This window comes from Arthrobacter sp. 35/47, from assembly GCF_000520475.1.
Classification (GTDB): domain Bacteria; phylum Actinomycetota; class Actinomycetes; order Actinomycetales; family Micrococcaceae; genus Arthrobacter_D; species Arthrobacter_D subterraneus.
In genome coordinates this window covers 35989-41591 of sequence record NZ_KI914597.1, presented here as the reverse complement: position 1 = coordinate 41591, position 5603 = coordinate 35989, and the positions used below count along the sequence as shown (strand labels likewise).

The following is a 5603-nucleotide window of genomic DNA, read 5'->3' as shown; positions in this document are numbered from 1 at the left end:
ACGCGCGACCCGAGTTCCTTTGCGAGCACGTCGACGAAGCGGACGAGGGAGCGGTCCAGGTGAGCGACGTCGTCGGGCGTTGCTCCCTTCTGTGGGCCGAAGACCGCTGCGGCGCCGTTGGGCCCGAGTAGCGGATTGTCGACGTCGGACGCCAGGACGAATGCCGCGTTGGTGAGGCGGGGATCGAGGCCGAACAGGTCGATCCGGGCAAGGTCCGCCAGTGCGCCGCCCCCGGGGGGAAGCGGATTGCCGGCGTCGTCCAGCAGGACGGCGCCGAGTCCGGTGAGCATGCCGGCGCCGCCGTCGGTGTTGGCGCTGCCGCCGACGCCGAGCACGATGCTGGTGCAGCCCCGGTCAAGCGCGTACCGGATAAGTTCCCCGGTCCCGCGGCTGGAGGCTTCGCGGGCCTTCAGCACTCCGCCGGGAAGGACAGCCAGGCCGGACGCGAGCGCCATCTCGATCACCGCAGTGGTACCACGGATCGCGAGCGGCGCCTCGATCTGCTCCCCGGTGGGCCCGGAAACCACTGCCGTGTGCAGGGTGAAACCGGCGGCGAGCGCCGCATCCAGCGTGCCCTCACCGCCGTCGGCCACCGGGACAACGTCGACACTCAGCGCCGGGTCCGCCGCCAGCAGCCCGGCCCTGAGATGGGCCGCGACCTGCGGGGCGGTCAGGGACCCCTTGAACTTGTCCGGTGCAATGACGATTCGCATGACGCTATTGAACCAGCCCTCTAGACCAGCAGGGAGATGGCGGTGGGGGCGTCATCCGCGACCTCAGCGAGCTCCTCGAACTCGTTGATCGCGTCGATCCCTGCTGCACCCATCGAGATGTTGGTGACGCGTTCGAGGATGACCTCGACAACCACCGGTACCCGGTATTCCTGCATCAGCGCGCGGGCCTTCTCGAACGCTGCCTGCAGATCGTCGGCCTCGCGGACGCGGATCGCCTTGCAGCCCAGGCCCTCGGCAACCTTGATGTGGTCCACGCCGTAGCCGTCCAGCTCCGGAGCGTTCACGTTCTCGAAGGCCAGCGATACGTGGTAGTCCATCTCGAACCCGCGCTGGGCCTGGCGGATGAGGCCCAGGTAGGAGTTGTTGACCACCACGTGGATGTACGGCAGCTGGAACTGGGCGCCGACGGCCAGTTCCTCGATCATGAACTGGAAATCGTAGTCACCGGACAGTGCAACGACGGTCTCCCCCGGGCTCGCCTGGGCTACGCCGATCGCAGCCGGTGCAGTCCAGCCGAGCGGACCGGCCTGGCCGCAGTTGATCCAGTTGCGGGCCTCGTACACGTGCAGGAACTGGGCGCCTGCAATCTGCGAGAGGCCGATGGTCGACACGTAACAGGTGTCCCGGCCGAACGCGCGGTTCATCTCCTGGTACACACGCTGCGGCTTGACCGGAACGTTGGTGAAGTTGGTCTTGCGCTGCATGGTGGACTTCCGCTGTGCGCAGTCCTTCACCCAGGCGCCCCAGTCCGGCAGGCCCTGCTGTTCCTTGCGTTCACGCGCGATCTCGACCAGACCGCTCAGGGCTGCACCGGCGTCGGACACTATTCCGTAGTCCGGTGCGAAGACGCGGCCGATCTGCGTGGGTTCGATGTCGATGTGAACAAACTTGCGTCCCCTGGTGTAGACGTCCAGGGCGCCCGTGTGGCGGTTGGCCCAGCGGTTGCCGATGCCGATGACGAAGTCGGACTCGAGCATGGTCGCGTTGCCGTAGCGGTGCGAGGTCTGCAGGCCCACCATGCCGGCCATGAGCTCGTGGTCATCGGGGATGGTGCCCCAGCCCATGAGGGTGGGGATGACGGGGATGTGCAGCAGTTCGGCGAGTTCCACCAGCTGCTCGGAGGCGTTGGCGTTGATGATGCCGCCGCCGGCGACGATGAGCGGCCTTTCCGCGGCCGTCAGCATGTCCAGCGCCTTCTCGAGCTGCCTGCGCGTGGCGGCGGGCTTGTGGACCTGGAGGGGTTCGTAGGTGTCGGGGTCGAACTCGATCTCGGTCTGTTGGACGTCGATCGGCAGGTCGATGAGCACGGGTCCGGGGCGGCCGGTGCGCATTTCGTAGAACGCCTTCTGGAAGGTACCCGGAACCTGGCCGGCCTCCATCACGGTGACGGCCATCTTGGTGACCGGTCCCGCGATCGAGGCGATATCGACCGCCTGGAAGTCTTCCTTGTGCAGCTTGGCCACCGGCGCCTGGCCGGTGATGCAGAGGATGGGGATCGAGTCCGCCATGGCCGAGTAGAGACCGGTGATCATGTCCGTCCCGGCGGGACCGGAGGTGCCGATACAGACGCCGATGTTGCCGGGCTTTGCCCGGGTGAATCCCTCGGCCATGTGCGAGGCGCCCTCAACGTGGCGGGCGAGGACGTGATGGATGCCGCCGTGGGCACGCATCGCGGAATAGAAGGGGTTGATTGCTGCTCCGGGCAGGCCGAACGCCGTGGTGGCGCCCTCCTTCTCCAGGATCGCAACGGCTGCGTCAACAGCGCGCATTTTAGGCATGGTGTGCTCCTACTTCAGTGAAGTTTTGGGCAGATAAGGCGACTAACGACGTCGTCGGCTCGCCTGATCTGCTCGAAAGTTGGGGTTATTTGCCCGACAGCTGGTTGATCAGCTTGAAGAGGCCGGAGTGGTCCAGGCCGCCGTCGCCCGTGTTGACGAGCGAGGCAACCAACTGCGCGACGACGGCACCCAGTGGGGTGGCGACGCCGGCTTCGCGGGCGGCTGAGGTGACAATGCCGAGATCCTTGTGGTGGAGGGCCAGGCGGAAGCCCGGGTCGAAGTTGCGGTCCAGCATCTTCTGGCCCTTCTGGTCGAGCACCTTGGAGCCGGCAAGGCCGCCGCCAAGGACCTTGAGGGCGGCGTCGGTGTCCACGCCGTAGGCCTCGAGGAAGACGATCGCTTCGGAGAGTGCGCCGATGTTGACGGCGACGATGAGCTGGTTGGCTGCCTTGACGGTCTGTCCGGAGCCGGAGGGTCCAACATGGACGATGGTCTTTCCGACGGCGTTGAGTACGTCCTGTGCGGCGTCGAAGTCTTCCTTCTCGCCGCCGACCATGATCGAGAGGGCCCCGTCGATGGCGCCCTGTTCACCGCCGGATACGGGTGCGTCCAGGGGGCGGAGGCCGGCGTCGCGGGCCTGCCTGGAAAGCTCGACCGCCACATCGGGGCGAATGCTGCTCGCGTCGATCCAGAGCGCGCCCTTCTTCGCGTTGGCGAAAACGCCGTCGCTGCCGGTCACCACGCCCTCGACGTCCGGCGAGTCCGGCACCATGGTGATGACGACGTCGGCATCCTTCACTGCTTCTGCAATGCCGGCTGCCGCTGAGCCGCCCTCGGCGACGAGCTTGTCCATTTTGTCGGAGCTGCGGTTGAACCCGGTGACGGTGTAACCGGCCTTGACGAGGTTGACGGCCATGGGCAGGCCCATGATGCCGAGTCCGATGACTGTTACGTTGCTCATTCTGTCTGTCCTTTGAGATCTGTGGCGGGCCCGGCCGCCGGGTTGCCTGGCCGGGCTTGCGGGGTTCGGGTTAGCGGGAGGCGTGTTCGCGGATGGTCCAGGTGAACGCCTCGTCCTGTGCGGCTTTGTATTCGAGGCCGATAGGCCCTTCGTAGCCGAGTTCGCGGCTGCGGGCGATCCACTCGCCGAGCGGAAGGTTTCCGCTGCCGGGGGCTCCGCGGCCGGGAGCGTCGGCGATTTGGATGTGGCCGAAGTCCTTGGCGTGGTTCTCGATGACCTGCGGGACGTCGTCGCCGTTGACAGCAAGGTGGTAGAAGTCCGCGAGGAACTTGATGTTGCTCTTTCCCGTCTTCGAGATGACGTTCAGCGCGTCCTGGGCGGTGAGCAGCGGGTACCGGTCTGCTCCGCTCACCGGCTCTAGGAGGACCGTTCCGCCGATGGCTGCCACCGCATCTGCGGCGAAGGCCAGGTTCTCGACGGCGACGGCGTCCTGTTCCTCGGGGCTGACGCCGTCGATTCGGTTTCCGTACAGCGCGTTGAAGGCTTTGCAGCCCAGCCGCTCACCGATCCCGACGACGACCGGCACGTTGGCCCGGAAGTCCTCCTGCCGCTCCGGCCAGGACACCAGGCCCCTGTCGCCGCCGGGCATGTCTCCGGCGTTGAAGTTGAGACCGGTGAGCTGGACCCCGGCGTCGGTGATGGCACTCTCGAAAGCCTGGAGGTCTGCGTCCGACGGCGTGGAGGTGCTGAACGGCCACCAGAACTCGACGGCGTCAAAGCCCGCCTTCTTCGCCGCGGCAGGCCGTTCCAGCAGGGGCAGCTCGGTGAGGAGGATGGAGCAGTTCACGGTGTAGGTCATCATCGATCCTTGTGCTTGATTCCGTAATGTGGAACTTACTTTCTGTCTAATGAAATGGTAGGCGCTGGATGTGGTGTGCGTCAACCGGTTCCTTCGCAGAAACTGCCCGGAGGTGCAGGAGCGCCGCTTCGAATCGGCGGCTTTGCACCTCCGGGCAGTTTCTGCGGCTCGGGTGGGTGAACGGTGTGGGGCGTCAGGCTGCCTTCCTGGCCTCCGCCCGGGCGATCGCATCCAGAACGCGCTTCTTGAGGCGACCCTCGTCGAAGAGGTCCTTCCACTCGATGCGGATGAACGTCCAACCTTCCTCCATCAGGGCTTTCTCCCGTCGTCGTTCCTGGAAGAGCACCTCGCTGGTGGGTGCGTAGTCGAAGTATTTCGTCCGGCCGTCAAACTCGAGGGCGAGCTTGATGTCCTTCCACGCGAAGTCCAACCGGTGCGCTCCGTTCCGCGTCGGGACCCGAAGTTGCTGCACCGGCATCGGCAGGCGCATTTTGTGGAGGAAGTACCAGGTGAGGGTTTCACCGGGAGACTCCGAGAGGGAACTGGCATGGGCCATCACCTTCCGCGCCCGGGCCACACCCTTATGGCCGATGAGTTGTTCAATGCTCCTCCACATCAGGTCCTCGCTGGCGCCCTTCTGAAGGGCGTGTTCAGCGATGACCAGCCCCTGCCTGAACGGCAGTATGCGTGCGCAGTCCACCACGGTGCGCTCAAGGGAGGTGACCGGAAGGTTGCCTACCAGTACCACGTCATCTGGCTCCAGCCGTGCCTGGTGATTCCGGACGTCCGGCGCGTGGCTGGTGGACGAGATGTTTGACGGCTGCGTCAGGTGGATCAGCGAGTCCACCTCCCACAGGTAAAGCTGATGGGCGCGGGCAGCAGAGGTATGGCTGTAGGTTCCGGAGCCTGAACCGGTGGCCACCGTTGCGTGGCGGTGAGCGTGAATCAACCGGAAAGCGCGGCCTTCCGACGACAGCTTCTTCCAGGCGGCCGCCGCCATATAGCAGCCGCGCCGGAGCCTCACCAACCGGCCCGACTTCACCAGGGCCTGGATGTTTCGCTTCGTGAGCCCCCGGTCCATGAGTACGTCGGTGAGCCATAGCCCGCTGCTCCCGGTAAGCCAGTCAAGTGATTGCACCCTCTCAGGTTGATGCGTTCCGGCGGCCGCGGGCTGGTGAAAATGCGCGTATGTGGAAAAGCCGCCGAAGACTCGATCGCAGAAACTGCCCGGAGGTGCAGGGGCGCCGCTTCGAACCGGCGGGTTTGCGCCT

General features: G+C 65.7%; 5 protein-coding genes. All 5 read right to left on the bottom strand.

Features of this window, described 5'->3' with window-relative positions; genetic code table 11:
• Positions 1–713, bottom strand: a 713-nt coding sequence (locus X803_RS22750) for a glycerate kinase (RefSeq protein WP_035778462.1), incomplete at its 3' end; no start/stop codon positions are given.
• A 20-nt stretch (positions 714–733) separates the two neighbouring features.
• Positions 734–2512, bottom strand: a complete 1779-nt coding sequence (gene gcl, locus X803_RS0109470; protein WP_026544961.1) for a glyoxylate carboligase — start codon at positions 2510–2512, stop codon at positions 734–736.
• Positions 2513–2597: 85 nt separating this feature from the next.
• Positions 2598–3473, bottom strand: coding sequence for a 2-hydroxy-3-oxopropionate reductase (locus tag X803_RS0109465; RefSeq protein WP_026544960.1), 876 nt, complete (start codon positions 3471–3473; stop codon positions 2598–2600).
• Positions 3474–3543: 70 nt separating this feature from the next.
• Positions 3544–4332: a hydroxypyruvate isomerase family protein gene (locus X803_RS0109460; RefSeq protein WP_026544959.1), complete on the bottom strand. Its 789-nt coding sequence runs from the start codon at positions 4330–4332 to the stop codon at positions 3544–3546.
• A 193-nt stretch (positions 4333–4525) separates the two neighbouring features.
• Positions 4526–5470 carry a type IV toxin-antitoxin system AbiEi family antitoxin domain-containing protein gene (locus X803_RS0109455; RefSeq protein WP_026544958.1) on the bottom strand — a complete coding sequence of 315 codons (945 nt, stop codon included), beginning with the start codon at positions 5468–5470 and terminating at the stop codon, positions 4526–4528.
• Positions 5471–5603: the final 133 nt, after the last annotated feature.

Coding starts and splice junctions, on each gene's coding strand:
- gcl (WP_026544961.1), bottom strand. CDS start 2,512: ATGCCTAAAATGCGCGCTGTTGACGCAGCCGTTGCGATCCTGGAGAAG.
- X803_RS0109465 (WP_026544960.1), bottom strand. CDS start 3,473: ATGAGCAACGTAACAGTCATCGGACTCGGCATCATGGGCCTGCCCATG.
- X803_RS0109460 (WP_026544959.1), bottom strand. CDS start 4,332: ATGACCTACACCGTGAACTGCTCCATCCTCCTCACCGAGCTGCCCCTG.